Here is a 1552-nt window from a genome sequence, read left to right on the forward strand (position 1 = left end):
TTTTTATAAAATTAAATAAACACTATAAAGTTTAATTCATACTTTTAAATCGCATTTTGTATGTATCTATTTATATTAAACTCAAAAAGCTGGATTTACATCCAGCTTCTTTTAAGTTATTTTTATATGAATTATTAGTGATTATTTAACTTCTAAACCAACTTTTAATCCAGCTCTTAATTCATTATATTCTCTTGTATATTTATCGTTGTTGAAGTAACGTCCATCGTTATAAACACCTTTAACAGTTTCTTTGTTAACAACTCTGTATTTAACTTCAGGGTTTACAGTCAATGTTCCTACTGGCAAATCAATACCTTTTTTGTATCCTAATCCAGTCCATACTGAGAAGTTGTTTTGGAATCCATGTCTAGCAGTTTGTCTTTCCCATTCATTTTCAGCATTGATTAATCCATAGAATCCTGCTAAATCAGGAGTTTTATATGTTAACCCTGCAACATAGTCTAAATAAACAGTAGATTTTGCATCTTTTCCTGTTTCAGATAATTTACCTTTTGCATCTCTTAATTTATTAGTTAAACCAACGTTATAGTTTAAAGTTCCGATTCCATTATCAAAAATTTGTCCGTTATTTTCTAAAGCAAAGTTGATTCCCCATCCAGATACTTTTCCTTTTGTGAAATCATTTCCGCTCCATGCGTTATCTGCACTTTTGTTTCCTGATTGATCGAAGTAAACTAATTGAGTTGTTGCATCAAAGTTATGTCCGAAGAAGTTAATTCCAAATGATGGTCCTACATAAATTTCATTTGATGTTCCTCTATGTCCTGAGTATCTACCAGTACCACTTGTATTTTTATTTTTCCATCCTAAAGTCCATTTATTAGTCCAAGAACCTAATGTAATATCTCTATATAATTCAATATTATTTTCCCAAGTTTGAGATTTGTCATAAGTTCCTTTTGTACCTGTTTTAGTTTCATAATCAAAATCATTTTTGTATCTATCTTGATCATTTTGGAATTCAAATTTTAATCCTAAGTCTCCTTCATCTACTAAATGTAAATCTCCACCAAAGATATTTCTCCATCTAGTTCTATCTTTATTTGCTCCTTTGAATCCTGCGATTCCTAATCCATTTCCTGTATTTTCTTTTTTGTCTGTATACCCTTGTCTCAATTCTGTAGAGAAATGGATTTCTTTTACTGTATCTTGGTCTTGATCAGCTAAAGCTAGACTAGATACGCTTAATACTAATGCTAATACTCCTAATACTTTTTTCATTGTTTTTCCTCCTAAAAATAATTTTAACAAATATATATCTTAACAATTCACAGTTAATTTTAGCATAATAATATGAATTTGTAAAGTTTTTTTTAAAAAAGTGCATTTGTAAAGTAAAACAATATTTAATAAAGAAACTAAAATCAATTTTTAAAAAGTTATTTATATACTATAAAAAGCACTTTAAAATAAAATATGAAACTGTATTTATTTACAATAAAACTAAAGATAAAAACCTGAATTTTAGTAAATAAAAAAATTGATATAATCATGCTTTTTAAATTTAAAGTCATACTTTTGTAATAAA

The 1552-nt window shown here is 27.2% G+C and carries 1 protein-coding gene; it reads right to left on the reverse strand.

Annotation, left to right across the window (positions count from 1 at the left end; all coding sequences use genetic code 11):
- Positions 1-141: 141 nt before the first annotated feature.
- Positions 142-1245 (reverse strand): hypothetical protein, encoded by a 1104-nt coding sequence (locus tag Q0370_RS01495; protein ID WP_147006123.1) that lies wholly within the window; start codon positions 1243-1245, stop codon positions 142-144.
- Positions 1246-1552 lie beyond the last annotated feature (307 nt).

This window comes from uncultured Leptotrichia sp. (genome assembly GCF_938036635.1).
GTDB classification, from domain to species: Bacteria; Fusobacteriota; Fusobacteriia; order Fusobacteriales; family Leptotrichiaceae; genus Leptotrichia; species Leptotrichia hongkongensis.

Excerpts from the sequence above, each read along its gene's own strand:
- Q0370_RS01495 (WP_147006123.1), bottom strand. The coding sequence starts at position 1,245 with ATGAAAAAAGTATTAGGAGTATTAGCATTAGTATTAAGCGTATCTAGT.